Source organism: Aeromonas sp. MR7 (genome assembly GCF_963899385.1).
Classification (GTDB): Bacteria; Pseudomonadota; Gammaproteobacteria; order Enterobacterales; family Aeromonadaceae; genus Aeromonas; species Aeromonas bestiarum.
Genome location: NZ_CAWQXH010000032.1, coordinates 167361 through 192636, shown reverse-complemented (window position 1 = coordinate 192636; position 25276 = coordinate 167361). Strand labels below are relative to the sequence as shown.

Genomic DNA, 25276 nt, shown 5'->3' with positions numbered 1-25276 from the left:
CCTACCGAAAGGCAAACGGTTGCGCAAACGCGGATGTGAATGTTGTCAATAAATGCCGCCGCTGGCGGCATATCTCAGGGTTGCTTGTGACCCGCGAAGTAGAGGACCCGCCGTACATATTGCTGGGTCTCCTGATAAGGGGGTATGCCCCCGTATTGCTCCACCGATTTCTCGCCGGCGTTGTAGGCCGCCGACATCAGGGTCCAGTTACCGTCGAAGTGGGTGTGCAGCCATTTGAGGTAGGCCACCCCACCCTTGATGTTCTGCTCGGGGTCGAAGGGGCGGGTGACGCCGAAGCGCTGCTGGGTCTCGGGGATGAGCTGCATCAGCCCCTGGGCGTTCTTGGGGGAGACGGCGCTGCTGTTGAGATTGGATTCGGCGATGGCGATGGCCAGCACCAGCCGCTCATCGATGCGGTGACGCTTGGCGGCACTGCGCAGCATGATGACCAGCTTCTGCTTGGCCGGGGACTGGCGGGCCAGATAGGCATCCAGGTTGAAGGGGGTACTGGGGATCTCGGCGAAGTAGCCGCCACCCCCGCCGACCCCGGCGCCACACTGATCCCCCATGACGGCATTGCCGATGCGGGCGTTGTAGTAGCGAGTGGCCTGCTGGTTGCCAAGACGCATCGCCATGGCGAGGTAGGCGTTGGCCATCCTGGGGTTGCGCACCGAGCCCGGGCCTGTGGCGAGCAGACGGCCGATGCGGAAGTAACCTTCCGGATTGCCCGTCGTGGCGGCGGCGCAGTAGAAGTGGATGGCCTGGGTCAGGTTGCCCTGACTCTGTGCCACCTGGCCTTTTTTCAGTGCGCTGAGCGCCTTGGGTGCCTGTCTGAAATCCCTGCTTTGCGCCGCTGCCTGCACGGTACCGGCCAGCAACAGCGATAAAAAAAGCAGCAAAAACAGCCTGTTTTCGCTGAAGCTCGACATGGATTCTCTCCTGTTGGATACAGAAGATATAGGGGAACATGGCCCGTTCCGCCATTAATCCAGTGGATCCTGTTGTTATGGATCCACTCTTCCAGAGATCAAAACGGTATGGAACCAGTGTGAAATGCAGGCACGGCAGGAGCTGTGGCCGTGCCATCCAGGCGTTATGGGTAGAAAAAGAGAGTTGCAGACACGCCTCTAGTGGCTAGCATCGGCTCCATCGGCTCCATCGGCTCCATCGGCTCCATCGGCTCCATCGGCTCCATCGGCTCCATCGGCTCCATCGGCTCCATCAGTTCCATTGGTTCCGTCGGTTCCATCGGTCCCGTTCTCATCCTCCATATTGCTGTCATTGGCAGCGGCGTGGGTTGCGCAGTCCGTGCCTGCCGGGCAGGGGGATTGGGCCTGGGCTGGGACGACATGCAGGCCTGTGAGCAGTATCAGGAGGGATAACAGGGGGCGGATCTGGGTCATGGCTATTCCGGGCGGCACTGGCCGAGCAAAGGGTTGGGAGCAGAGGTTGTCAGTGGCGTCGCAGCTAGACGTCGAGATGATGCGTCTGCTCATCTTCGCTGGCGGCGGGCAGCTGGCGGTACATCAGACCGATTTCACTCGCCACCCAGACCGAGAGCAGGGCCAGCAGGCTGAGCAGGGGCAGCAGGGTATGGCTCTGTTGCAATGCACAGGCGGCGAGGGCGGCGCCCAGCAACAGCAGGGTTCGGATCATGAGGTGACTCCTTCTCATCATGGTGATCTGGCATGGCCCGGAAGCTGTTCCCGTATGACGCCACGCCCGGCAGTATACCGCGCCGTGCCTGCGCGTGTCTGTGTCCATATGTGGTGGTCACCGCGCACATCCTGATGCGTCGGGCGAGACAGGGCGATCTGATTCATTCATCACTCATCGGACGCCAGGTTCATCTGCTCGCTCATGGTATCGATGAAGTGGCGGATCACGGGCGATGCGGCCTGGCAGGCCCTGAGCGGGATCAATCGGCGATCTGGTGGTAGGCCAGATACCAGCGCACGAACTCGGCGACACCCTGCCTGAGCGGGGTGGCGGGGCGGGTGCCCGTGAGGGTGTGCAGGGGCTCGCTGTCGGCCCAGGTGGCGTGCATGTCGCCCGCCTGCATCGGTAGCATCCGTTTGATGGCGGGCTTGTCCAGCGCCTGTTCCAGCGCCTCGATGAAGTCGAGCAGCCGCACTGGCTGGCCGTTGCCTATGTTGAGGAGGCGGTAGGGGGCGGCACTTTCGGCCTGGCTGCCCTGGCTAGCGTGCCAGTGCGGATTGGCGCGCGGCGGCAGCTCGGCGACGGCGAGTATGCCGTCCACTATGTCGTCTATGTAGGTAAAGTCGCGGCTGAGCAGGCCCTGGTTGTACACATCTATGGGCTCGTCGGCCAGGATGGCGCGGGTGAACTTGGCGATGGCCATGTCGGGGCGACCCCAGGGGCCGTAGACGGTGAAAAAGCGCAGCCCTGTGGTGGGCAGGCCGTAGAGCGCCGAGTAGGCGTGGGCCATCAGCTCGCCGCTCTTCTTGGTGGCGGCATAGAGGGAGACGGGGTGATCCGCCGGCTGTTCGGTGGAGAAGGGCATCTGATCGCTCAGGCCATAGACGGAGCTGGAGGAGGCGTAGATCAGATGGTTTATGCCGTGCTGGCGGCAGCCTTCCAGCACGGTCAGCATGCCGGTGAGGTTGCTGTCGGCATAGGCAAACGGGTTCTCCAGTGAATGGCGTACCCCCGCCTGGGCCCCCAGGTGGATCACCCGCTCGAACCCGCTCTCGGCAAACAGGGTCGCCATGCCGTCCCGATCCGCCAGCTCCCGCTGTTCGAAGCGAAAATGGGGGAAGGAAACCAGCCGTGACAGTCTGGCCCGCTTCAGGCTCACCTCGTAGTAGTCGTTGAGGTTGTCCAGCCCCACCACCTGATGGCCCGCCTCGCACAGCCGTCTGGCGACGTGAAAGCCGATAAAGCCGGCGGCGCCTGTCACCAGATATTTCATACGTGTTGTCCTGTGCTGATCATGGGGGCCTGTGGTCCTGAGTGGGGGCTGAAAAAGGGCTGGGCGCTTTGTACCAGAGCGCGGGCCCCGGCGCCACATGGAGGCGGCGCCATGGTGAACGAGGGCTGGCTCGTCAGGCGCGGCATGCTGCATCTTGGTGCACTGACTGTCAATGGAGAATGACAGGCACCAAAACGGGGCGTTCCCCGTGGCTATTGTGATCCTGGTCGCAAAAAATAGACTGGAACCCATAACGAAGCCCTGCGGACAGGGCTCGCGCCCGCCACGACGGACACAAGACACTCTTTTCACTTCGCTATTGGATACAGGTTATGGACAACACCCCAGGCTCTGCGCGCTCAGCCCGTTCTGCGCATCCCCTCTATGAAGATGTACTCGCCCTGCTGACTGCGGCAGGCTTCGTATCACTCGGCATCTTCCTGTTTCATCAGGTCGGCCTGCTCACCGGCGGCACCGCCGGGCTGGCACTGCTGCTGCAACAGGTGACGGGGCTGAGCTTCGGCCTGCTGTTCTTCGGCATGAACTTGCCGTTTTACGCCCTGGCCTGGCTCAGGATGGGGCCGCGCTTCACTCTCAACACCTTCGTCTCCGTGGCCGCTGTCTCCTTCATGACGGATCACCTCAACGCCGTGCTGCAGATAGGCAAGATAGAACCCGTCTATGCGGCCCTGATCGGCGGCACCCTGATCGGCATGGGGCTGCTCATCATGTTCCGCCACAAATCCAGTCTGGGTGGCTTCAACATCCTGGCGCTGTTTATCCAGGACCGCTTCGGCATCCGCGCCGGCAAGCTGCAAATGGGGCTTGATTGCACCATAGTCATCGCCTCCTGCTTCGTGGTGCAACCCTGGATCCTGGCGCTCTCCGTGGTGGCGGCCATCATCTGTAACCTGGTGTTGACACTCAATCACAAGCCGGGCCGCTATCAGATAGCGTGAGATCCTGAGATTGCACTCATCCAATATGCATACCGGGTATTGACGTTCAACGATACAAGCCGGGCCGCTATCAGATAGCGTGAGATCCCGATATTGCACTCATCCGATATGCATGTCGGGTGTTGACGTTCAACGACACAAGCCGGGCTGCTATCAGCTAGCCTGAGTCGAGATGCTTCATGCAAACAAAACAGAGCGCCTGATGGCGCTCTTTTGCTATCCGGGATCCTGAACCCTCTCATACCACCATGGGCAGACCGACTTCTGGGGGTGGAGTACCCGAATCGGGTAGTCGTGCTACCGGGAAGGTGATGAGCCTGGCGTCACACCACCATGGGCAGGCCAGTCTCAGGGTGATGGATCACCTGAGCGGGATAATCATAGAGTTGGTCGATGAGATCCGGGGTCAGCACCTCGGCTGGGGTGCCGTCGGCCATCAGTCTGCCCTGCTCCAGCATCACCAGCCGGTCGGCGTAACGGGCCGCCAGGTTGAGATCGTGCAGCACCACCAGCACGGCTGTGTTGCGAGCGGCCAGGGCGCGGGCCATGGTGAGCAGCTGGTGCTGGTACTTGAGGTCGAGCGCCGAGGTGGGCTCGTCCAGCAGCAGCAGGCGTGGCTGCTGGGGATCGTCCTGTGCCTGCCAGATCTGGGCCAGTACCCGGGCGAACTGTACCCGCTGCCGCTCCCCGCCGGAGAGGCCGGGATAGAGGCGGCTAGCCAGGTGCTCGACCCCGGCATGGGTCATGGCGGCCCGCACTATCTGGTCGCGCCGGCTGGTGGGCTCGCTGTGGGGCTGGCGCCCCATGGCGACCACCTCTTCGCACAGAAAGGGAAAGTTGAGGGACGAGCTCTGCGGCAGCACGCCGACGCTGTGGGCCAGTTCTATGGAGGGCCAGGCTTGCCGCTCCCGGCCAAACAGGCTTATCTCCCCCTGATGTTCCAGCTCGCCGGTCAGGCACTTGAGCAGCGAGCTCTTGCCTGCGCCGTTTGGGCCGAGCAGAGCGGTGAGCGTGCCGGCCTGCAGGCTGAGGTCGAGCCTGTCCAGGATGGGGCGGCCAGCTCGGGTGAGGCTGAGCTGGTGACAGCGCAGCAGGGGGGTTGATGCAGGCAAGATAGACCTCCGGTTAAAGCGTCCGGCGGCCCTTGACCAGCAGCCAGATGAAGAAGGGGGCGCCCAGCAGGGCTGTGATGATGCCGACCGGCAGCTCGGCCGGCGCCAGCAGGGTGCGGGCCAGCATGTCGGCGCCCAGCAGCAGGGCGGCGCCCAGCAGGGCAGAGAGCGGCAGCAGCCTGACATGGTTGGGGCCGGCCAGCAGCCGCACCAGATGGGGCACCACCAGACCGACGAAGCCGATCATGCCCGCCACGGCGACGGCCACGCCGACTCCGGCGGCGGTGAGCAGGATCAGGCGCCGCTTGAGGGATTGCACATTGACCCCCAGATGACGGGCCTCCCCTTCCCCCAGCAACAGGGCGTTGAGGGGATTGGCATCGCGCATGAGCAGCAGCAGCAGGACGATCAGGGTGGCCAGCGCCAAGGCCACGTCCACCGGCTTGCCCGCCGCCAGGGTGCCCATCTGCCACAGGCTCAGGTTGCGCAGCATCTGGTCGTCGGCCAGGTAGGTGAGCAGCCCTATCACGGCGCCGGACAGTGCCGTGATGGCCACCCCCGCCAGCAGCATGACGGTGACGGAGGTGCCCCCTTCCCGGGTGCCCAGCAAATATACCAGCGTGGTGGTGAGCGCGCCGCCGAGGAAGGCGAGCAGGGGCAGCAGGCCTATGCCGAGCAGGCTCTGCCACTGCTGGCCGAGGGGGGCCAGCAGCACTATGGCCAGCGCCGCGCCGAGCGCAGCCCCGCCGGAGACCCCTATGATGCCGGGGTCGGCCAGCGGATTGCGAAACAGCCCCTGCATGACGGCACCACAGAGGCCGAGTATGCCCCCCACTGCGATGCAGAGTAGGGTACGTGGCAGGCGGATCTCCTGCACGATCAAGAGTTTGTGGGCCGCAATCCCGCTCTCCTGCCCGGCGAACAGGGCACGCAGGCTCTCGCTGAAAGAGAGGGCCATGGGGCCGGTCGCCAGCGACCCGACCAGCAGCAGCGCCAGCGCGCCGCCGGTGAGCGCGAAAAGCCAGGGCAGAGGCAGGCGCATCATGAACCCAGCTTGATCCACTTGGCGATCTGGTTCGCCTGCTGCAACGAGGTGAGGCTGAGGCCCCCTTGCAGGGCGTGGCCGTCGATGGCGTGGATGGCCCGGTTTTTACCCGCCGGGGTAGCGGTGAGCGCGGGTACCTGGCTCAGCACGGCTTCCGGATCCTGATACTGCTGCCAGTCGCGGCCGCTCACCAGCACCAGATCCGGTTGCAGCTCGATCAGGGATTCGGTGGAGACGGGCTTGTAGTCGCTCAGCTGGGCCACCGGATTGACGCCGCCCGCCAGGGTGAGCAGGGCGCTGGCGGTGGTATTGCCGCCGGCTATGCTGGTGGGTTGCCCCTTGTGCAGCAGCAGGAAGACCACCTTGAGCGGCTTGTTCTGCTTCGCCTGCGCCGCCAGTTGCGCTGTCTGAGCCTGGATCTCGGCTTTCAATCGCGTGCCGGCGGCCGGGTCATTGAGCAGGCCGGCCAGGGTGTCGATGCGCTGGTTGAGGTTGGCGAGGGTCGGTGCGGTCGGCAGCACGTCCACCTCGACTCCCGCGCGGCGCAGCTGCTCCAGCGCCGGCGGCGGCCCCATCTCGTCGCTGCCGATCAGCCGGGTCGGCGCCAGACTGAGGATCCCCTCGGCGGCGAGGGCGCGGTGATAACCGACCCTGGGCAGATTTTTCGGTTCTGTGCTGCTGATGTCGGTGGCGATCAGGCTCTGTTCACCGCCCAGTGCCAGAATGAGCTCTGTGGTGGCCGGACCTATGCTGACGATACGTTCCTGCGCGGCAGCAGACAGGGAAAGGACTGAACAGCCGAGCAGGCTGAGTGCGAGGGCAAAACGACGGCCCATGCTAACCTCCGAAGGGTGAATGAAGTTGGGTTGCCGCCGAGAATATCAAGCCGGTGAAAAAAATGCACTGAGAATGAAAGCGATTATCAATTGCATTGGATCTGGTGCTTTATTAGAGTATTCGCCATGACAGGAGAGGGATGCAGCACGCATCCCAAGGGAGAACCTATGAGCATTGCACAACGCATTCATGCGCTGCTGGAACAAGACCCCAGCGCCCATCCTTCCACCATTGCCAGCCAGCTGGCGGTCAGCGAGTGGGAGGTGGTACGCCACCTGCCTGCCGAGCTGGTGACCCTGGTGCCCGGCGAGCGGGCCGAAGCCCTGTTGGCGGATCTGGCAGATTGGGGTCAGGTGACCACCATCGTCGAATCCGATGGCTCCATCTTCGAGGTGAAGGCGCCGTTTCCCAAGGGCAAGAGCGCCCGCGGCTACTACAACCTGATGGGGCGCGACGGCGAGATGCACGGTCACCTCAAGCTCGACAACGTGGTCGGCATGGCGCTGGTCAGCAAGCTGTTCATGGGCAAGGAGGGGCACTCCTTCCAGTTCTTCGGCCACAGCGGTCGCTGTATTTTCAAGGTCTATCTGGGACGTGACGAGCAGCGCCAGCTGCTGCCCGCCCAGGTGGAACGCTTCATGGCCTTGCGCCACCAGTATCAAGAGGAAGTGAAAGCATGAGTGAACGTCAGGAGCGTCTGCAGAATCGCCTGCAACCGGAGATCCGCGAGTTTCGCGACGGTTGCCGCACCCTGCAGCTGGCGACGGTGGACAGTGAAGGCAACCCCAATGCCAGCTATGCCCCCTTCGTGCTGCAGGAGGATGGCTACTATGTGCTCATCTCCGAGATCGCCCGCCACGCCCGCAACCTGCAACAGGTGCACAAGGTGTCGCTGATGCTGATCGAGGATGAAACCGGTGCCCGCGAGCTGTTTGCCCGCAAGCGACTCACCTTCGACGCGCTGGCCGAAGTGGTGGCCCGCGACGACGTGCGCTGGGGCCAGGCGATCGCCGCGCTGGAAGGGCGCTTCGGCGACATCGTCAAGGGGCTCTCCAACCTCAAGGATTTCGTGCTGTTCCGGCTCAAGCCCGAGCAGGGGCTGTTCGTCAAGGGCTTCGGTCAGGCGTTTCGGGTCTCAGGTGACGAGCTGGTGGACTTCGTCCACCTGGTGGAAGGGCACAAACGGGTCGACAACGGTGCCGAGCTGACCAGTCCGGCCGATGCGCCAGTCTGACGGCGACCACATCGCATAAAAAACGGGCAGCCTGGCTGCCCGTTTTTTTATTGCGTGTCACCCCTGAGCGCTAGTCCTGCCAGGAGGCCTTGTTGGGGAAGGCATCCCGATCGGCCTGATTGGCCGTCTCGTTGCATTCGCCCCGGATCTTCCAGGAGGTCTGGCTGAGGACGATATAGCCATCGCGGCAATACTTCCGCTCGGCCAGGGTCTGGGTCAACTGTGCATCCTGCAGCGCATCACGCCGTTCCAGCAGACTCTTGCTGCGGCTGAGGCGACTGCCGTCGTTCTCCTGCAGCCGGGTGGGCAGGGTGTCGAGCTGCGCGGCTTCGAAGGTGAAGCGCTTGCTCCCCTCTTCGTTGATATGGGTTCGAAACAGGGGGGCCGGGCCAGCCGGCTGCTGCCCCGGCAAACCGGAGCAGGCAGTGATTGCCGGTAACAACAGCATGAATGCAACGGCAGACAGTAGACGCACACAAGACTCCAATCGGGTGATCACTTCAAGAGAGGCAGATTAACACGCCAGCTCGGGCTGGATGGCCTCAAGCAGCTGATCAGTGGTGAGCAGGGTCACGGTTCTGCCCTTTGGCAGGCTCAGATGCTGCCACATCCAGTGGTGGTGCTCGATGATCTTCTCAGCGCTCAGGTGAGGGCGATCCGCCGTGGTGTGGGCATCCGTCACCGCAAACACGTCGAACCCCTGGGCTGCGGCGCTGCGCAGCGTGGTGTCGACGCAAAAATCGGTGGCACAGCCGCTGATCAGCAGCCTGTCCACCGCCTGCTCCGCCAGCAGGAAGCCGAGCTCGGTATCGAGGAAGCTGTCACAGGCGGTCTTGCGTACCCGGCTGTCGCCGCGGCCCGGGGTGAGATCGGCGTGAAGCTGCCAGCCTGCACTGCCGGGTTCCAGTTCAGAACCCGGTGCGTCGTGTTGCACATAGATGACACGCCCCTGATTGGCCCGCACGTTGTCTGCCAAGCGGTTGATGTTGGCGATGACCTGCGCGTCCTGATGGCGGGGGTCGGTAAACAACCCCTGTTGCATGTCGATGACCAGTAACACATCCATATGAAATCCTTAGGCAATTTTCAGGGTTGCAGCCACTGGCTGCAGTCACGGCTTCGGGATTGATGCAGTGCGCCCATATCTTGCTTCATTTCATCGGCATTTAGCCAGCGTTCTGGCAGGGGGCTGATCCGCACCCGGATGTCGGCGGTCCGCCCGGCGGGTGCCTGCGCATCGCTCTGCGGTTCTGTCTCTGGCACGACCAGCGCCACCTTGAGCGCCGGGTTGCGGCTGGCGATGCGGCTGGCGAGCCCCAACCCCCCCTCGACGTGGAAGTTGCCGGCGATGTGCATGATGCGCTGGCCCGGGTGGCTGCGCAGGTAGTCCACCATGCTCTCGGCCATGGTGTCGTCCCAGCTGGTCTGGGCGGCGAAGCGGCGGGCATTGCCGTCGGCATCGCCGTGATGGAGCGAGGCCATGAATTTCTGGCGGTAAGGATCGTCGGTGAGCGTGAGTTCGCGGGCGAGCTGGCTGCGGCGACTGGCGGGCAGCTTGTCCAGCCAGGCGGGCCCTTCCTGGCCGACACAGCTCACCAGGGGTTTGGGGGCGTTGGCGGCGATGACCGGCAGATGCTGCTCCTTGGCGAACTCCACCAGCGGACGATAGTCGCTCTGGTAGTTGGGCCAGGCGTTGCCATCGCGAATGAGGGCGGCCTCGCCGATGCGTCCGGCGAGATAGGCGTCCAGCACCGGCTGATCGGCGCGGCTGAACTGCTCCATGGAGAGTGCCAGCCCGCGGCCATCGGCCCGGGAGGTATTGGCCAGCCCCGCCAGCAGGCGGGCCTGCAGCAGGTGCACGGCCGGATGGGTATGCAGCTCGCCCACCAGCACTATGTCGGCGTCCGCCACCCTGGCCACCGCCTGGGTCAGCGTCAGTTCACCTTGGCCGGCATCGGGCTGGCTCGCGCTGAGGCGATAGTGGTAGAGGGTGCCGGCATCGTCATCGGGCACTGTCGTGCAGGCGGCCAGCAGCAGGGGAAGGGTGAACAGGGGCAATAATCGAGTCATGGTATCTCACAACGAAGCAGAGCCAGAGCCATACAATGGCAGCATGGCGGGCCGGAAAACAGAGGGGAATAGTGTAGAACCTAATCACGACAAAAGAAAATGAGAATGATTCCGTTTATTATTGATCTTTGTTGCGGGCTGAGTAATATGCCAGCTGTTTGATAACAGTTCTCAATAAGGATTTGCAGTGGCCCATAACAACACCCTATCGCTGGTTGCCCTTGCCGTGGCAGCCGGTCTCGCTTCCCCGGTCTTCGCGGCGGACAAGAAAGCAGATGAAGTCATGGTCGTCAGCGGCTCACGGATGGAGCAAAAACTGGAGGATGTCTCCGGCCCCATCTCGGTGATCACGGCCGAACAGATTGAAGAGCAGGTGGTGAGCAACGTCGCCGACCTGTTCCGTTACGAGCCGGGCGTCACCGCCCTCGGCGGCGCCGGCGATGCCCAGACCTTCATCATCCGCGGCATGGGTGAGAACCGGGTCAAGATAGTGCGTGACGGCGTGCGCCAGAACGACGCCTACAAGAACGGCGGCGTGGGCCAGAGCTATTTCGACACCGACATGATCAAGCAGATCGAGGTGGCCAAGGGTCCCGCCTCTGCGGCTTATGGCTCAGATGCGCTGGGGGGCGTCATCGCCATCACCACCAAGGATGCCGGCGACTTCCTGAAGGGCCGCGACAGCTATCTGGACGCCACCACCGGCTATGCCTCCAGCAGTCACCAGAAGATGGCCGGCTTCACCGGCGCCCTGCGCAGCGGCGAGTTCGAGAACCTGCTGCGCTACACCTGGCGTGACGGTGGTGTGACCCAGAACTACGACGGCGACAAGAACGAATTCGACATCGCCAGCCAGGCCGTGCTGTTCAAGAGCAAGTGGAACCTGAGCGAGGATCAGTTCCTCAAGCTGACCGTCGACTACTTCAGCGAAGGGCAGGATCCGGATGCCGTCGATCTCACCAAGGCCGCCTCCGTCTTCAATCAGCCGATCACCGACAAGGACACGGACAACCTCTCGCTGGTGCTGGATCACGGCATCGCCCTGAACGCGCCCTGGGTCGATCGCATCGACAGCAAGATCTACTACGCCCGCACCAAGCAGACCCTGGATCAGTACGCCTCGTCCAAGTACCCGGTCAAGCCGACCAACCCCTATGTGACCAAGAACTCGCTGGACAGCAACGGCTTCGAGCAGAAGAGCCTGGGCGCCCAGGTGAAATTCAGCAAGGCGCTGGCCAGTCAGCGTCTGGCCTGGGGCCTGGAGTATGAGCATACCGACAACGAGCGGACCCGCTTCAAGGCGCCGACCGTGCCGGGGGATTTCGTTGGCTACAACGAGTTGAGCTTCCCCTCCACCACCAGCGAGCACGGCGCCCTGTGGGCCTTCGACGAAATCAAGTTTGGCGAGCGCTGGGTGCTGACCCCCGGTGCCCGTTACGACTATTACCAGATGACGCCGGATGAGGATCCCGCCTACACGGGTGAGAAGCTCAAGCAGTTCTCCGAAGGGGAGTTCTCGCCCAAGCTGGGGCTGGTGTTCAAGGCGCACGAGGCGGCCAACCTGTTCGCCCAGTACAGCCACGGCTTCAAGGCGCCCATGTATGACAACGCCTTCTCCACCCTGAACCATCAGGCGTACGGTTATCGCATCGAGCCGAACCCGAGCCTCAAGCCTGAGAGCAGCGACGGCATCGATCTGGGGGTGCGCGGCAGCGCCGGCGGTTTCAGCTATGAAGTGGCGACCTTCTACAACAAGTTCGATGACTTCATCGAGTTGACCGAGATCGGTACCGAGGGCCGCACCGCGCTGTATCAGTACCAGAATCTGGACAAGGCGACCACCAAGGGGGCCGAGGCCAAGGCGGATTACTGGCTCAATGATCTGGTCAACGTCTGGGGCAACCTGGCCTACATCGAGGGCAAGGATGGCGACGGCAACTACATAAACAGCCTGAGCCCGCTCAACGGCAGCCTGGGTGTACGGCTGGAACAGCCCAACTGGAACATCAACACGGCGCTGCGCTTTGCCGACGACATGGACAAGGTGGGCAAGGATGCCAAGGGCAACGACAACATCAAGAGCGCGGGCTGGGGCGTGGTGGACATCTATGCCCAGTTCAAGCCGATGCAGGATCTGCAGCTCAACGTGGGTGTCTTCAACCTGTTTGACAAGGAGTACGTCAGCTACGAGAGCATCACAGGTCAGAGCGCCAGTGCCAACACCAGCAACCAGACAGAGCCGGGCCGCAACCTGAGCGCACGGGTCAAGTACATATTCTGATCCCACAGCACGGCAGTACATTGAGCAGGGGGCCGTCAGGCCCCTTTTTCGTGGGGTGAAACCGGCCCATGCCAGCTAAATGGCAGCCAAAAAGAAACCCGCCGGAAGCGGGTGGAAGGATTGCAACACTAACCAGGAGGAGGTGTTACTCAATAGACACCGGCCTTGCGCCAATAGTTCAATTTTATTGATGTTTTTCATTTCGGCTTGCGCCTGGCTCGCAGGATCCCCGTCCTAAAATCGGTTATCATTTGTGCCCCTTCTGCTCGTTGTCGAGGATCTATGCCCGCCTTCTCCTGGTTAGCCCTGTTCTTTGGCGCCTTCTACTTCGTCTATGGCGCCTACCTGCCGTTCTGGTCGCTCTGGCTGGAGGGCATAGGCGTGAGCGCCGAGATGATAGGTCTGCTGCTGGGGGCCGGGATGGCGATCCGCTTTGCTGGCAACCTCTTGGTGATGGGGCAGATCAAGGGAGCCGGGCACCTGCTGCCCGTTACCCGGCTGCTCTGTCTGCTGAGCCTGCTGGCCTTCCTCGGCTTTTATCTGAGTCACAGCCTCTGGTGGCTGGTGGGGCTGACCCTGGTGGCGAACTTCATCTACCCGACCCTGATGCCGGTGGGGGAGGCGCTGGCCACCCGCATGGTGGTGCAGGCACACCTCGACTACGGCAAGGTGCGGCTGTGCGGCTCCTTTGCCTTCATAGTCGCCTCGACCCTGGTCGGGGCCCTGGTGGGCAATTTTGGCAGCGACTGGGTGCTGCATACTATGGTGGCAGGGCTGGTGCTGATGTTGCTGCTCAGCTGGCTGCCGCTGCATCCGGCGCCGCGGGACATCCAGGGGGAGCGGGCGAAAGCCTCCCTGCTCGATACCCTCAAGTCCCCCTCGGTGCGTCGCTTCCTGCTGATCTCGGCCCTGCTGCAGGGCAGCCATGCCGCCTACTACGGTTTCAGCGCCATGCACTGGAAGGCGGCGGGCTACAACGGCACCACCATAGGCTATCTGTGGGCGCTGGGGGTGGTGGCAGAGATCGGCATGTTCGCCGCCGACAAGCGCTTCCTCAACCGGTTCGGCGCCCAGACCCTGTTTCTGGTGGGGGCGATCGGGTGCGTGGTGCGCTGGATCCTGCTCGGTGCCTCCACCGAGATCCTGGTGCTGGTGGCGGGCCAGCTGCTCCACGCGGTCACCTTCTGCGTCAGCCACCTCGGCGCCGTGCGCTTCATGACCCGCCAGCTGCCGGCCGAACAGCTGATCCCCACCCAGGCGCTCTACGCGGCGCTCGGTCTCGGCATGACGGTGGCTGCCCTGATGACCCTGTGCGGCCTGCTGTTCGAGCCGCTGGGTGGCGGCATCTTCTTCATCATGGTGCTGGTGGTGGCGCCCGTCTTCTTCCTGCGGCTGCGTACTGGCGAGGCGGCGTCAGCCTGATCCCGGTGGAAGATGAAGGCGCCAGCCAGAGAAAAGGGGAGCATGTGCTCCCCTTTTTTCATGGTACTTGCGTCACTCCTGTTCGCTCAGATAGCGGCGGATCAGGGATTGCCAGACCTCGTTGCCCAGGGTACCCGCCAGCAGGGTGCTGGAGGAGGCATCGAAGCGGCCGTCCTCTTGCCAGGAGAGGCGTGGCAAGAGTGCCGACAGGGTGCGGTGATGAGGTTGCAGGGCCAGCTCCAGCGCCTCCCAGAAGGCGCTCCCCTTGAGGTAGAAGAGGGGATAGTAGGAGAGATCCCCCGCCTTGACCGCATCATTGGCCCGATAGAGGCCCGCATCGGCATGGGGCAAGCGGGCGCCATGCTGCACCAGCTCGTCGGCGGCCGTGGTGCTGTGCAGGCGGAAGCGGCGCAGCGACTTGATGGCAAGGTACTCCGCCAGGCTCTCGGCGACCCAGGTCGGTCTGGCCCGGGTGTCGAGCATGTGCACCGCCTCGTGGGCACTGGTACGCAGCAGACGCAGTGGGGCATCGGCGGTGGGCTGGTTGTCGCTGACCGGATAGTTGGCGACAGCAGCCCCGGCCCCGGCGGCGCCCCCCAGCGAGTGGGTACTGATGTCGCGCGCCAGCCACACCAGCTGCCAGGGGTGGCGCACGGGCGGGGCATCGAGCTGGAAGGCGAGGTAATCGACAATGGCCTCCAGCTGCTTTTGCAGCTGTGGGATGTCCAGTGCGTCGGCCATCCGATCATGATGAATTTGCAGACGGGATCCCTGTCGCAACCGGGCTGTCGCTGGCAGGGCGAAGGGCAGGATCAGCGGCGGCTCCTTCATGCCGGGCAGGGGACTGCACCGGCCATCCGGCAGACAGACCCGGCCCGGTTCTGCGCCCTGTTGGCGTGGAAAATCGCCCCATTCGGTGACCAGCCAGCCGCCTTGCGGAAAGTAGAGGTTCTGCTGTGCCGAGGCATCAGCCCCGGTTGCCGGCACGGGCTTGAGCGTTATCTGCCAGCTCAGCTCGCGGCACTTGATGGGCTGATCCGGCGTGACTCTGGCGCCGCTCTCCAGACAGGTGAGGGTAGGCAGCGCCTGCTGTGCTGTGCCACTCAGGGTACGGGCGGGCAGCAGGGTGAACGGCTGCGTCCCTTCCGGGGTGAAGCGAACCAGCAGGGTGTCGGGCCTGGCGCCGGCCACGAGCTGGTAGCTTGGGCCAGGCGCGCCCCCGGCGGCCGCTCCCCACAAGGGGAGCAGCAACAGACTCTGGATGACGGTATCAAGGGTCATGGCGGTATTCCTGCGGGTTAGCGCTCCTGCACATAGCCCAGCAGGTCGCCCGGCTGGCAGCCCAGCTCGCGGCAGATGGCTTCCAGGGTGGAGAAGCGGACCGCCTTGGCGTGGCCGTTCTTGAGAATGGAGAGATTGGCCTCTGTGATGTCGACCCGCTGGGCCAGTTCACGGGCTGTCATCTTGCGCTCGGCCAGCAGGGCATCGAGCCGGATTATGATGGGCATGGGATCCTCACACCGTCAGTTGTTGTTCATCGGCCAGCTGTTTGGCCTCGCGCATCACCAGGGCCAGTGCCGAGACAATCAAGCCGGCCAGCAGCAACTGGAAGTCAGATGAGCCTATGTTGATAGTGCCGTGCAGCTCGGGGCCTGGCAGGGTGAGCACTGTGTCCAGCAGCGGGGTCGTGATGATCTTGGTGACGAAGCTGGCGCACAGCAGCAGGCCGATCAGCCGGTAGCGGCGGATCTGGCTGAAGGTGAACAGCATGGCGTGCCGATAGCCGCGAAACAGCTGGTGCAGTTGCCACAGGATCAGCATGAACACCAGATCCGGCAGCAGCATGACCAGGGTAGCCAGCAGGCGCGTGCCCAGGTCAAGCGGATAGTCGCTGAGCGAGGGGGTGGGGGCTGCCTGTTGGACGGCGGTAGCCTCCCCCATGGTCAGCGGCACGCCGTTGAGCACCTTGTCACCCTCCTGAGCCAGCGCACTGATCAGCTCGTCCTGCAGGTAGTCGCTGCCGCCGAGCAGATGGGACCAGGTGCCCAGCACAGTCATGATCGGGGTGGCCAGCAGGGCGAACAGCAGGATCCATTCGATCAGGCTGCTCATGCGTTCGAGCTTGTTGTATTTCATCCTAACTACCTCGTGATAGATGCCATGGGCCGCACAGTGCGGCATTTGCTTACTGTTTATCGATAACTCGGCGCCAATGTTTATCGTTTTTCGATATTCAGTCAAGGGGTTTTTTATTGAAAAACGATAAGGCGTGATGCACAAGAAGGAGATGACATTTTCCGGGCACCTCTCTAGACTGGCAGCTGCCGCGCTTAAATATTCAACATGGACAAGAGGTTACAGATGCACCAGGGATGGCTGCTGATCGGGTTGTCGCTCGCCTATCTGGGGCTGCTGTTTCTGATCGCTTACGTGGCGGACAAGAACAAGCGCCGCCGCCTCAAGGGGCAACCCCTGCTCTACAGCCTGTCGCTGGCGGTCTACTGCACCTCCTGGACCTTCTTCGGCACAGTCGGTCAGGCCAGCGAATCCCCCTGGTCACCTGTGCCCATCTACCTGGGCCCCATGCTGGTGTTCCTGTTTGGCTGGCGACTGCTGGCCCGCCTCATCCTGGTGGCCAAGCGCGAGCACATCACCTCCATCGCCGACTTCATCGCCGCCCGCTACGGCAAGTCCCAGCGTCTTGCCATGGTGATCGCCCTGATCGCCATCATGGGCATACTCCCGTATCTGGTGTTGCAACTGAAGGCCATAGTGACCGGGCTGGATCTGCTGATGGCCAACTCTGTGTCTGCCGGCCCCACCGGCAATACCGCCGGGCTGGCCCTCGGCGTGGCCCTGCTGCTGGCGCTGTTCAGCATACTGTTCGGTACCCGCAACCTGGATGCCACTGAGCACCACAGAGGCATGGTGGTGGCCATCGCCTTCGAATCCGTGGTCAAGCTGCTTGCCTTCGTGACTGTGGGGGGCTTCGCGCTCTGGCTGATCCTGAGCCAGCCGAGCCAGGCCCGCACCCTGGTGGCCAGCGACTTTCTCGATGCCGTGGTGGCGGTGACGCCGGGCGGTCTGCTGGAGCTCGCCATCTACACCCTGGTCGCCATGTGCGCCGTCATCTGCCTGCCGCGCCAGTTCCACGTGACTGTGGTGGAGAACAATCAGGGCCAGGATCTGCACTGGGCGCGCTGGCTGTTCCCGCTCTACCTGTTCGTGATGGGACTCTTCATCTGGCCGCTGGCGCTGGCGGGCAAGCAGTGGGTGGGGGCCGGCATGGCCTCGGATACCTATGTGATCAGCCTGCCCATGTCGCTCGGTTTCGACGGCATGGCGATGCTGGCGTTTCTCGGCGGCACCTCGGCGGCCACCGGCATGGTGATCGTCTGCACCATTGCCCTGGCCATCATGGTCAGCAACGATCTGGTGCTGCCTGTGCTGCTGCGCCGCTTCTGGCAGCAGGGGCGGGACGAGCGGCTGGTGCGCCTGCTGCTGCAGGTGCGCCGCGGCGCCATCCTGCTGATCCTGCTGGCAGCCTGGGGGCTCTACCTCTGGCTCGGCGATCTCACCAGCCTGTCGCGCATCGGCTATCTGTCGTTCGGCGCCGTGGCCCAGTTCGCGCCGGCCCTGCTGCTCGGCCTCTACTGGCGGCACGGCAATCGCAAGGGGGTCTATCTCGGCCTCGCCCTCGGGGTCAGCCTCTGGTTTGCGACCCTGCTGGCGGAGAGCGGCCTGTTGGCCGGCTCGCCGCTGGAAGCCCTGCTGGCGCCGCCGGACTGGCCCGCGGTGCGCGATCTGAGCCTGGGGGCCTGGTGCATCTTCCTGAGCCTCTTGCTCAACCTGCTCGGCTATGTGGCGGGCTCCCTGCTGTCGCGGGCGGCGGTGAGCGAGCGGCTGCAGGCGGCCAACTTCGTCGGCAAGCCGAGCCGCGACACCACGGCCCTCTATCAGGCGCGGGTCTCGGTCAAGGAGCTGGAGATGCTGGCGGCCCGTTTCGTCGGCTCGAGCCGGGTCAAGCGCGCCTTCGGCCGCTTCGCCGGCGAGCGGGGCGGCACCCTGGCGCCCCAGATGCAGGCCTCGGCCGAGCTCATCGCCCACACAGAGCGGCTGCTGGCCGGGGTGTTCGGCACCTCGTCCGCCCGGCTGGTGCTGGCCTCGGCCCTGCAGGGGCGCAACATGCAGCTCGAAGAGATAGCCACCATAGTGGACGAGGCCTCGGACGTGTTTCGCTTCAACCGCGGCCTGCTGCAGGGGGCCATAGAGCACATGGGGCAGGGGATTTCCGTGGTGGACAGGGAACTCAAGCTGGTGGCCTGGAACCGGCGCTACATAGAGCTGTTCCACTACCCGCCCGGCCTCATCCAGATGGGGCGATCCATCGAGGAGATCATCCGCTACAACGCCGAGCAGGGGTTGTGCGGCCCGGGTGATATCGAGGCCCATGTGGCGCGGCGGGTCGCCTTCATGCTGCGCGGCAGCCCCCACATCTCGGCGCGGGAGCGCCCCGATGGGCGGGTGATAGAGATGCAGGGCAACCCCATGCCGGCCGGTGGTTTCGTCATGACCTTTACCGATATCACCCCGTTTCGCGACGCCGAGCGGGTGCTGCGCGAGGCCAACGAGCACCTGGAGGCACGGGTGGCCGAACGCACCCACGAGCTCTCCGAGCTGAACCGTCAGCTGCTGCTGGTGAACCAGCAGGTGGAGCGGGCCAACCACTCCAAGAGCCGTTTCCTGGCGGCGGTGAGCCACGATCTGACCCAGCCGCTCAACGCCGCCAAGCTGTTCACCTCTTCCCTGCTGGAGATGCTGCCGCCCCGGGATGAGACGGCCCGCATCGCCCGCCACATCGACGATGCGCTGGGGGCGACCGAGGATCTCATCACGGATCTGCTCGACATCTCGCGCCTCGAGGCGGGCAAGTTCAAGGCTAAAAAGCTCGATTTCGCCCTGCACGACGTGTTCGACAACCTCAAGGCGGAGTTCGGGGTGCTGGCCCAGGCGGGGGGCATACAGTTCTCTGTGGTGGAGAGCAAGCTGGCCGTGTACAGCGACGTGCGCCTGTTGCGGCGGGTGCTGCAAAACTTCCTCACCAATGCGTTTCGCTACAACCCGGGCGGCCGTGTGCTGCTCGGTTGCCGTCGGCTGGGGGACAAGGTGCGCATCGAGGTGTGGGACAACGGCCCCGGCATACCGGCCGACAAGCAGGAGGCCATCTTCGACGAATTCTCCCGCCTCGATCACTCCCGCACCGCCAAGGAGCAGGGGTTGGGGCTGGGGCTCGCCATCGCCCGCGGCATCGCCCTGGTGCTGGGCCATAACCTGACCCTGCGCAGCTGGCCGGGGGCGGGGTCCGTGTTTGCCATCACCCTCAATCTGGCGACCCGTCCTGTCGCAACCACGCAGGTGGCGGCCCCCGCCCTGCGAGACAGCCAGCTGGAGGGCGCGCGGGTGCTCTGCATCGACAACGAGAGCGACATTCTGATCGCCATGCACTCCCTGCTGGGGCGCTGGGGTTGCGAGGTGGTCTGTGCCCAGAGTCAGGCTCAGGCGGAAGATCTCATCGCCGGTGGCTTCCTGCCGCAGCTGGTGCTGTCCGATTACCACCTGGATGACGGCAAGACAGGCTTGCAGGCGCTGCACATGCTGCGCCTCGCCCACGGCAACGACATAGGCGGCATCATCATCAGTGCGGATCGCAAGAGCGAGTTGCAGGCGCAGATCCGCGAGCACGGCTACGGCTACATCAGCAAACCGGTCAAGCCGCTCAAGTTGCGAGCGCTGATGAACAGCATATTGCAGCCGGCCAAACTTGATGATGATCACGAAACAAGTAATTCATCTGATTTTTAATCTCGGCCTCTCAGGCGGCAAGATCGGCACTTTCTGACACGATAAGGTGCCTTTTCTTCTCGTTTGAGGCTCTTTTTAGATAAAAAGTGGTTTATTAATAACCTATCTGGGGTTTGCTCTCCCTCCTTTGACTCCCTTATAGTCAGGTCGCGATTATTTTTTGTCGCAAATCAAGTTGTGCAAAAGGCAAACCGGACGAAAGTCCGGGACGCAAAGCTTCCGGTCTAAGGGTCAGCAGTACCTAAGATAGCGGGGCCACCACAGGTTGTTTCGTCCATGGGCCAAGCCATGGCGCGATGTTGTCTGCGTTACCTGTCAGGTTGGCGTTGCCTTTTTCGTTATTTATTCCAAGAACGAAATAAGGATATTCAACTATGTTAAGTCCAAAACCCTCAGTACTGGCGTTGTTGGTCGGGGGTCTGTGTGCCTCCTCCGCCTTCGCTGCCGCCCCCGGCAAACCCACCATAGGCTGGGGCGAAACCAAGTTCGCCATCGTCGAAGTGGATCAAGCCGCCACCTCCTACAACAAGCTGGTCAAGGTACACGCCGATGGCGCGCCGGTCAGCGTGAGCTGGAACCTCTGGTCCGGTGATGTCGGCCAGACCGCCAAGGTGCTGCTCGATGGCAAGGAGGTGTGGTCAGGCGCCGCCTCTGCCGCCGGCACCGCCAACTTCAAGGTGACCAAGGGTGGCCGCTACCAGATGCAGGTGGCGCTGTGCAACGCCGATGGTTGCACCCTCTCCGACAAGAAAGAGATCCTGGTGGCCGATACCGACGGCAGCCACCTGTTGCCGCTAAAGGCGCCGCTGCAGGAGAACAACAAGCCTTACGCCAACAAGTCCGGCAAGGTGGTGGGGGCCTACTATGTGGAATGGGGCGTCTATGGTCGCAAGTTCACCGTGGACAAGGTCCCGGCCCAGAACCTGACCCACATCCTCTACGGCTTTACTCCCATCTGCGGGGGCAATGGCATCAATGACAGCCTGAAAGAGATCGCTGGCAGTTTCGAGGCGCTGCAACGCTCCTGCGCCGGGCGCGAGGACTTCAAGGTCTCCATCCACGATCCCTGGGCCGCCATCCAGATGGGGCAGGGCAATCTCACCGCCTATGACGAGCCCTACAAGGGCAACTTCGGCAACCTGATGGCGCTCAAGAAGGCCTATCCGGACCTGAAAATTCTCCCCTCCATCGGCGGTTGGACCCTCTCCGACCCCTTCTTCTTCTTCGGTGACAAGACCAAACGCGACACCTTCGTCGCCTCGGTGAAGGAGTACCTGCAGACCTGGAAATTCTTCGACGGGGTGGACATCGACTGGGAGTTCCCGGGCGGTCTGGGGGCCAACCCCAACCTGGGCAGCGCCTCCGATGGCGAGACCTATGTGCTCCTGATGAAGGAGCTGCGCGCCATGCTCGACGAGCTGAGCGCAGAGACGGGTCGCACCTACGAGCTCACCTCCGCCATCAGCGCCGGCGGTGACAAGATTGCCAAGGTGGACTATCGCGCCGCCCAGCAATACATGAATCACATCTTCCTGATGAGCTACGACTTCAACGGCGCCTGGACCAATACCGGGCTGGGCCACCAGACCGCGCTCTATGAGGCGAGCTGGGATCCCAACACCAAGTACACCACCGACAAGGGGGTCAAGGCGCTGCTGGGCCAGGGCGTGGATCCGGGCAAAGTCGTGGTGGGCGCGGCCATGTATGGCCGTGGCTGGACCGGCGTCAGCGGTTATCAGGGCAACAACCCCTTCACCGGCACAGCCACAGGCCCCATCGCGGGCAGCGAAGCGGAAGGGATCTGGGAGAAGGGGGTCATCGACTACCGCGGCATCGCCAAGGGCAAGATGGCCGGTGACTGGCAGTACAGCTACGACGAGGTGGCCGAGGCGCCCTATGTGTTCAAGGCCTCCACCGGCGAGCTCATCACCTTCGATGACGATCGCTCGGTCAAGGCCAAGGGGCAGTATGTGCTGGCCAACCAGCTCGGCGGCATGTTCGCCTGGGAAATCGACGCCGACAACGGCGACATCCTCAATGCGATACACGAGGGGCTGGGCAACGGCGAAGGCACAACACCGCCGGTCAACAAGCCGCCTGTGGCCAACGCAGGCAATGATCTCGCGGTGACCGGGCCGGCCGAGCTGGTGCTGGATGGTTCTTCTTCCCGCGATCCGGAAGGGGCCGTACTGAACTACAGCTGGACCCAGATCTCCGGTCCCAAGGCAACCCTGAGCGATGCCAACCAGGCCAAGGCCAAGGTGAGCGTCGATGCGGTGAGCCAGGACGTGAATCTGGTGTTCGAACTGACGGTGACCGACGATCACAACCTCAGTGCCAAGGATCAGGTGGTGGTGACCAACAAGGCGCCGCAACCCAACCTGCCGCCTGTGGTGACGGTGCAGGACAAGGTCTCGGTCCAGGCCGGCAAGCAGGTGAGCATCACCGCCAGCGCCACCGACCCCAACGGTGACACCCTCAGCTATCAGTGGAGCGTGCCGGCAGGCCTGACCGCCAGCGGTCAGAACAGCAAGACCCTGGTGGTGACTGGCCCTGCCGTGACCGTGGAGACCGGCTATGACCTCACGGTCACAGTGACCGATGGCGCGCTGGATGCCCAAGGCAAGACCCGCCTTACCGTGACCCCGGTCAGCGGTGGTGGCGACTGTGGTGCCACGGATCCTGATGCCGCCAACTGGCCGGCCTGGAAGGCCGCGACCACCTACAACGGTGGCGAGAAGGTGAGCCACAACCAGCTGGTGTGGCAGGCCAAGTACTGGACCCAGGGCAATGAACCGAGCCGCACCGCCGATCAGTGGAAGCTGACAAGCCAGGTGCAGCTGGGCTGGGATGCCGGTGTGGCCTACAACGCCGGTGACCTGACCACCCACAACGGTCGCAAGTGGAAGGCCCAGTACTGGACCAAGGGCAATGAGCCCGGCAAGCACGACGTCTGGCAGGATGCAGGCGCCGCCAGCTGTAATTAACTTCTTTGTCAACTAGCCTTTCTGTGAACCAACCGGGGCATGCTTGCATGCCCCTTCTTTTTCCCACAACAACAGCGAGCGTCATGATGACCATACACACTACCCGTATTGCCAGCCTGATCACCGCAGTGCTGGCAAGCGGTTCTCTGCTGGCCGCTACTCAGGCTGTCCCTGCCCTGATCTTCGACGGCACCCAGCCACAGAACGATCTGCAAGGTTCGCTGGCCGCCAGGGTGCAGTTTGCCCAGAGCCAGATCTTGCCCGCCCATCCGCGTGAGGGGGACAATCAGCCCCATCTCACCGCCCTGCGCAAGAGCCTGTTGCTGGTCAGACCGATGCAAGCCGACAGCACAGCTCCCATGGTGGTGATGGCCTATGATGGGACGGGTAAGTTGCTTGGTTCTATGGGTCTCAACCCCCCCTCTCGACTACCCAAAACCGCCTACTACCTGGAGGGTTCTCCCGAGGAAGGGGTCGATTTCACTCCGGGCCCGGGCACCACGGGCGTCATCAACAGCAGCAGCGAACTGGCACAGCTGGGCGATCCGGGTGGCGCCTTCCTGCTGAGCAAGTTGCGAGTCCATGCGCTTGTGTCCATCCAGACCGCAGACGGGCGCTGGGTGCGCAACATGTATCTGCCGACGGATGGGACGCTGGAAGGCAAGATGGTGCGCCTCGCCTCCAATGCCGGCTACGACTCGACCGTCTTTTTCAGTGGCCGCCAGGTGACCCTCTCCCGCGGCCAGAGCCAGCAGTTCAAGTTCGTGCGTGGCCAGTGGATCCGCGATGGCGAGCTGGAAAACAACGGTATCACCTACGCCAGCGATGCCTGGAGCGGGGTATTGCCCTCCAAATGGATAGTACCTGGACTCAGCTTGTGGTTCAGTCATAACCAGTTTCACGGCGAGCTGACGGACCTCAAGGTGGGGGCGCCGGGTGAGCTGCTGATCCACACCATAGACATCGGCATGCTGACCAGTCCGCGCGACCAGTTTGCCTTTGCCAAGGACAAAGAGGCCCAGCGGGAGTATTTCCAGACCATTCCCGCCAGCCGGCTCATCGTCAGCCAGTACGCGCCCCTGTCACTGCCGGAGGTGATGCTGCCGGATGGCACCCTGCTCACCGACTTCGATCCGAGCGAGGGGGGATGGCACGAGGGCACCATGCGTCAGCGCATCGGCAAGGAGCTCATCTCCCTTGGCATCGACAATGCCAACTACGGCATCAACAGCACGGCCGGTGAGGGGGAGAGCAGCCATCCCTATGTGGTGGCCCAGCTGGCCGCCCACAACAGCCGTGGCAAGTACGCCAACGGGGTACAGGTACACGGCGGCTCCGGCGGGGGCGGCATAGTCACCCTGGACGCATCCCTTGGCAACGAGTTCAGCCACGAGGTGGGTCACAACTACGGCCTCGGCCACTACGTGGGCGGCTTTGCCGGCTCTGTGCATCGCAGCGCCGACCAGATCAATGCCACCTGGGGCTGGGATGGCGACAAGAATCGCTTCATCCCCAACTTCTTCGCGACCCGCAGCGGCCAGAGCACCTGCCTCGACGGTCAGTGCCAGGCTCCCTTCCATGACCGCACGTTTGGCCTCGATGCCATGGCCGGCGGGGCGCCGCTCTCCGGCTTCAACCGCTTCACCCTCTACACCCCCAACTCGGCGGCCATCATCCAGCGCTTCCTCGAGAGCAAGGCGGTGTTCGATGCCGGCTCGCCCACGGGTTTCAGCAAGTGGAACGAGAGCCAGGCCAGGATGGAGCCTTACCGGCACAGGGTCGATCTCTCCGAGCAGATAACTGCACCTGTGAGCGATCTGGGCGAGGTGAGGCTGGCGGCCCTGCTGGCCGAGTACGATCTGGTCAAGGTGGCCATGTGGGATGGCAACTGGACCCGCAACATCCAGTTGCCGCCGGCCTCGGCGGTCAATCGCGGCCGCGTCGTCAGCATAGATCACGACGCCGGCTACAACAGCACCCTCTTCGTCAATGGCCAGCAGATCACCGTCTCGCGCGGCTTCAAGAAGAGCTACCGCTCGGACGGCAGCCGCTGGAACGAGGGGCCGCCGGCGGACTTGGCGGTGGATCGCAAACCCGTGGCCTTCGGGGTACCGGTGACGACCCTGGTCGGTTATTACGATCCGCAGGGCCAACTGCCGAGCTACCTCTATCCGGCGCTGCACGGCGCCTACGGCTTTGCCTATGGCGATGACGGCGAGCGGCTCGGTAACAGTGATTGCCAGCTGCAGGTGGAGACCCGCGATGGCCTGCTGCGCTTCCGGCTCGCCAATCACCGCCTGAGCGCCGGCGTGATGAACAAGTTCCACGTCAACGTGCCCACCGCCAGCGAGCCGCGCAGTGCCAGCCTGCTGTGCCGCAACCAGCAGCAGAACGAGGCCCAGCTCGCGCCGGCACCGGCCGGGCTCGGCTACACGGTCAACGGCATGCCGCTGGCGGCGCGCTGAGACGTTTTTTCCTCGCGCAACGCGAGGTGCCACTGGCGGGGGCCAAGCCCCGCCTTTTATCTAGCAAGAG

General features: G+C 63.4%; 21 protein-coding genes and 1 riboswitch. Of the genes, 9 read left to right on the top strand and 12 right to left on the bottom strand.

Going from position 1 to position 25276, the window contains the following annotated elements; genetic code table 11:
* Window positions 1–74: 74 nt before the first annotated feature.
* The gene (locus tag AACW87_RS15490) at window positions 75–929 is read right to left on the bottom strand and encodes a lytic transglycosylase domain-containing protein (protein WP_241325475.1); all 855 of its coding nucleotides are present in this window, start codon (window positions 927–929) and stop codon (window positions 75–77) included.
* Window positions 930–1130: 201 nt separating this feature from the next.
* Here AACW87_RS15490 and AACW87_RS15485 point away from each other — a divergent pair, with 201 nt between their 5' ends.
* Window positions 1131–1382: a hypothetical protein gene (locus AACW87_RS15485; protein WP_241325474.1), complete on the top strand. Its 252-nt coding sequence runs from the start codon at window positions 1131–1133 to the stop codon at window positions 1380–1382.
* Between the two features lie 85 nt (window positions 1383–1467).
* Here AACW87_RS15485 and AACW87_RS15480 read toward each other — a convergent pair whose 3' ends face one another.
* On the bottom strand, window positions 1468–1656 hold the full coding sequence (locus tag AACW87_RS15480) for a hypothetical protein (RefSeq protein WP_043554658.1): 189 nt from the start codon (window positions 1654–1656) through the stop codon (window positions 1468–1470).
* Window positions 1657–1918: 262 nt separating this feature from the next.
* The gene (locus AACW87_RS15475) at window positions 1919–2932 is read right to left on the bottom strand and encodes an NAD-dependent epimerase (protein ID WP_241325473.1); all 1014 of its coding nucleotides are present in this window, start codon (window positions 2930–2932) and stop codon (window positions 1919–1921) included.
* 332 nt (window positions 2933–3264) lie between these two features.
* On the opposite strand from AACW87_RS15475, the gene AACW87_RS15470 reads away from it, so the two are divergent.
* Window positions 3265–3891, top strand: coding sequence for a YitT family protein (locus AACW87_RS15470; RefSeq protein ID WP_005311722.1), 627 nt, complete (start codon window positions 3265–3267; stop codon window positions 3889–3891).
* Between the two features lie 323 nt (window positions 3892–4214).
* Here the strand turns inward: AACW87_RS15470 and AACW87_RS15465 are convergent, their stop codons facing one another.
* From AACW87_RS15465 to AACW87_RS15455, 3 genes are read right to left on the bottom strand one after another with little or no spacing between them, the layout of a single operon-like run.
* The gene (locus tag AACW87_RS15465) at window positions 4215–5003 is read right to left on the bottom strand and encodes a heme ABC transporter ATP-binding protein (protein WP_241325472.1); all 789 of its coding nucleotides are present in this window, start codon (window positions 5001–5003) and stop codon (window positions 4215–4217) included.
* A gap of 13 nt (window positions 5004–5016) precedes the next feature.
* Entirely contained in the window at window positions 5017–6048 is a 1032-nt protein-coding gene (locus tag AACW87_RS15460) for a FecCD family ABC transporter permease (protein WP_241325471.1), read from the bottom strand.
* Entirely contained in the window at window positions 6045–6884 is an 840-nt protein-coding gene (locus AACW87_RS15455) for a heme/hemin ABC transporter substrate-binding protein (RefSeq protein WP_241325470.1), read from the bottom strand. Before AACW87_RS15455 ends, AACW87_RS15460 begins: the two co-directional genes overlap by 4 nt.
* A 168-nt stretch (window positions 6885–7052) precedes the next feature.
* On the opposite strand from AACW87_RS15455, the gene hutX reads away from it, so the two are divergent.
* A complete protein-coding gene (gene hutX / locus AACW87_RS15450) occupies window positions 7053–7565 on the top strand; it encodes a heme utilization cystosolic carrier protein HutX (RefSeq protein ID WP_043135106.1) in 513 nt (170 codons plus the stop codon).
* Window positions 7562–8119, top strand: a complete 558-nt coding sequence (gene hutZ / locus AACW87_RS15445) for a heme utilization protein HutZ (protein WP_241325469.1) — start codon at window positions 7562–7564, stop codon at window positions 8117–8119. Before hutX ends, hutZ begins: the two co-directional genes overlap by 4 nt.
* Before the next feature lie 70 nt (window positions 8120–8189).
* Here the strand turns inward: hutZ and AACW87_RS15440 are convergent, their stop codons facing one another.
* Genes AACW87_RS15440 through AACW87_RS15430 form a run of 3 tightly spaced genes read right to left on the bottom strand, consistent with a single transcriptional unit; the run spans window position 8190 to window position 10189 of the window.
* On the bottom strand, window positions 8190–8594 hold the full coding sequence (locus AACW87_RS15440) for a hypothetical protein (RefSeq protein WP_241325468.1): 405 nt from the start codon (window positions 8592–8594) through the stop codon (window positions 8190–8192).
* A gap of 39 nt (window positions 8595–8633) precedes the next feature.
* A complete protein-coding gene (locus AACW87_RS15435; protein WP_043554665.1) occupies window positions 8634–9185 on the bottom strand; it encodes a cysteine hydrolase family protein in 552 nt (183 codons plus the stop codon).
* A gap of 20 nt (window positions 9186–9205) precedes the next feature.
* Entirely contained in the window at window positions 9206–10189 is a 984-nt protein-coding gene (locus tag AACW87_RS15430) for a ChaN family lipoprotein (RefSeq protein ID WP_241325467.1), read from the bottom strand.
* Window positions 10190–10376: 187 nt separating this feature from the next.
* Between AACW87_RS15430 and AACW87_RS15425 the strand changes: the two genes are divergently transcribed.
* Window positions 10377–12470, top strand: a complete 2094-nt coding sequence (locus tag AACW87_RS15425) for a TonB-dependent hemoglobin/transferrin/lactoferrin family receptor (protein WP_241325466.1) — start codon at window positions 10377–10379, stop codon at window positions 12468–12470.
* A gap of 282 nt (window positions 12471–12752) precedes the next feature.
* On the top strand, window positions 12753–13892 hold the full coding sequence (locus tag AACW87_RS15420; RefSeq protein ID WP_241325465.1) for a 3-phenylpropionate MFS transporter: 1140 nt from the start codon (window positions 12753–12755) through the stop codon (window positions 13890–13892).
* Window positions 13893–13964: 72 nt separating this feature from the next.
* Here the strand turns inward: AACW87_RS15420 and AACW87_RS15415 are convergent, their stop codons facing one another.
* The 3 genes from AACW87_RS15415 to AACW87_RS15405 are packed head-to-tail and all read right to left on the bottom strand — an operon-like array spanning window position 13965 to window position 16028.
* Window positions 13965–15173: a hypothetical protein gene (locus tag AACW87_RS15415; RefSeq protein WP_241325464.1), complete on the bottom strand. Its 1209-nt coding sequence runs from the start codon at window positions 15171–15173 to the stop codon at window positions 13965–13967.
* 17 nt (window positions 15174–15190) lie between these two features.
* On the bottom strand, window positions 15191–15400 hold the full coding sequence (locus AACW87_RS15410; protein ID WP_241325463.1) for a helix-turn-helix domain-containing protein: 210 nt from the start codon (window positions 15398–15400) through the stop codon (window positions 15191–15193).
* 7 nt (window positions 15401–15407) lie between these two features.
* A complete protein-coding gene (locus tag AACW87_RS15405) occupies window positions 15408–16028 on the bottom strand; it encodes a DUF2975 domain-containing protein (protein ID WP_103471508.1) in 621 nt (206 codons plus the stop codon).
* A gap of 225 nt (window positions 16029–16253) precedes the next feature.
* Here AACW87_RS15405 and AACW87_RS15400 point away from each other — a divergent pair, with 225 nt between their 5' ends.
* The 3 genes from AACW87_RS15400 (at window position 16254) to AACW87_RS15390 (ending at window position 25206) form a co-directional block, all read left to right on the top strand.
* Window positions 16254–19754: a hybrid sensor histidine kinase/response regulator gene (locus AACW87_RS15400; protein WP_241325461.1), complete on the top strand. Its 3501-nt coding sequence runs from the start codon at window positions 16254–16256 to the stop codon at window positions 19752–19754.
* Window positions 19755–19929: 175 nt separating this feature from the next.
* Window positions 19930–20017, top strand: a riboswitch (cyclic di-GMP riboswitch).
* A gap of 111 nt (window positions 20018–20128) precedes the next feature.
* Complete coding sequence (locus tag AACW87_RS15395; protein WP_241325459.1) at window positions 20129–22741, top strand: glycosyl hydrolase family 18 protein; 2613 nt, start codon at window positions 20129–20131, stop codon at window positions 22739–22741.
* A gap of 86 nt (window positions 22742–22827) precedes the next feature.
* The gene (locus AACW87_RS15390) at window positions 22828–25206 is read left to right on the top strand and encodes a M66 family metalloprotease (RefSeq protein ID WP_241325458.1); all 2379 of its coding nucleotides are present in this window, start codon (window positions 22828–22830) and stop codon (window positions 25204–25206) included.
* The last annotated feature ends 70 nt before the right edge of the window (window positions 25207–25276 follow it).

Bases quoted from the DNA above. Each gene is read 5' to 3' on its own strand.
- AACW87_RS15490 (WP_241325475.1), bottom strand. From the start codon at position 929: ATGTCGAGCTTCAGCGAAAACAGGCTGTTTTTGCTGCTTTTTTTATCG.
- AACW87_RS15480 (WP_043554658.1), bottom strand. From the start codon at position 1,656: ATGATCCGAACCCTGCTGTTGCTGGGCGCCGCCCTCGCCGCCTGTGCA.
- AACW87_RS15475 (WP_241325473.1), bottom strand. From the start codon at position 2,932: ATGAAATATCTGGTGACAGGCGCCGCCGGCTTTATCGGCTTTCACGTC.
- AACW87_RS15470 (WP_005311722.1), top strand. From the start codon at position 3,265: ATGGACAACACCCCAGGCTCTGCGCGCTCAGCCCGTTCTGCGCATCCC.
- AACW87_RS15460 (WP_241325471.1), bottom strand. From the start codon at position 6,048: ATGATGCGCCTGCCTCTGCCCTGGCTTTTCGCGCTCACCGGCGGCGCG.
- AACW87_RS15455 (WP_241325470.1), bottom strand. From the start codon at position 6,884: ATGGGCCGTCGTTTTGCCCTCGCACTCAGCCTGCTCGGCTGTTCAGTC.
- hutX (WP_043135106.1), top strand. From the start codon at position 7,053: ATGAGCATTGCACAACGCATTCATGCGCTGCTGGAACAAGACCCCAGC.
- hutZ (WP_241325469.1), top strand. From the start codon at position 7,562: ATGAGTGAACGTCAGGAGCGTCTGCAGAATCGCCTGCAACCGGAGATC.
- AACW87_RS15435 (WP_043554665.1), bottom strand. From the start codon at position 9,185: ATGGATGTGTTACTGGTCATCGACATGCAACAGGGGTTGTTTACCGAC.
- AACW87_RS15430 (WP_241325467.1), bottom strand. From the start codon at position 10,189: ATGACTCGATTATTGCCCCTGTTCACCCTTCCCCTGCTGCTGGCCGCC.
- AACW87_RS15420 (WP_241325465.1), top strand. From the start codon at position 12,753: ATGCCCGCCTTCTCCTGGTTAGCCCTGTTCTTTGGCGCCTTCTACTTC.
- AACW87_RS15415 (WP_241325464.1), bottom strand. From the start codon at position 15,173: ATGACCCTTGATACCGTCATCCAGAGTCTGTTGCTGCTCCCCTTGTGG.
- AACW87_RS15410 (WP_241325463.1), bottom strand. From the start codon at position 15,400: ATGCCCATCATAATCCGGCTCGATGCCCTGCTGGCCGAGCGCAAGATG.
- AACW87_RS15405 (WP_103471508.1), bottom strand. From the start codon at position 16,028: ATGAAATACAACAAGCTCGAACGCATGAGCAGCCTGATCGAATGGATC.
- AACW87_RS15400 (WP_241325461.1), top strand. From the start codon at position 16,254: ATGCACCAGGGATGGCTGCTGATCGGGTTGTCGCTCGCCTATCTGGGG.
- AACW87_RS15395 (WP_241325459.1), top strand. From the start codon at position 20,129: ATGTTAAGTCCAAAACCCTCAGTACTGGCGTTGTTGGTCGGGGGTCTG.
- AACW87_RS15390 (WP_241325458.1), top strand. From the start codon at position 22,828: ATGACCATACACACTACCCGTATTGCCAGCCTGATCACCGCAGTGCTG.